The 589-nt window shown below is 69.6% G+C and carries 1 pseudogene; it reads right to left on the bottom strand.

Annotated features, from left to right (window positions below):
• Positions 1-589, bottom strand: a pseudogene (locus IRY44_RS30455) (IS21 family transposase); the annotation flags it as partial.

Raw genomic sequence — 589 nt, 5'->3', positions numbered from 1 at the left:
CGGAAGGCGTTCATCGCCTCGGTCAACTGCGGCCTGCCGGCCCGCCACTGCCCGACGGCGGACTCGTTGTCCCACACCAACGCCTTGGGCACCCGCCCCCAGCCGGAGATCAGCGTCCAGTGTCCGACCAGCAGGTCCGGCGACTGCCGCGACGGGATCATCACCGCAGACAGCCACCGCGAATACCCCGACACCATCACCAGCACCGGCGGCCGACCGACCTGCCCGAAGCCCAACGGCACGTCCGCCGGCGGGAACCACAGATCACACTGCGCCAGCTCACCCGGCAGATACTCCGTCCGCTGGGCCGGATCCGGCCGGCGGAACAACGGCCGCAGCTGCTGCACCCGATCGGAGAACACCGTCTTGCCGCGAGTCCACCCGACCCGCTCCATGATCACCGTCGTCGGCATGTCCGGGAACTCCGCCAACAACGCCCTGATCTGCGGCTCCACCGCGTCCACGATCGAGCCCTTCGCCGCCCGCTGATAGCGCGGCGGCTCATGACTGGCCAAAGCCTTACGCACCGTGTTCCGCGAGACCCCCAGCCGACGGCAGATGGCCTTGATCGCCATCCGCTCCGCCCGGT

The organism is Micromonospora sp. ANENR4 (genome assembly GCF_015354395.1).
Classification (GTDB): domain Bacteria; phylum Actinomycetota; class Actinomycetes; order Mycobacteriales; family Micromonosporaceae; genus Micromonospora; species Micromonospora aurantiaca.
This window is presented reverse-complemented; position numbering and strand designations above follow the sequence as displayed.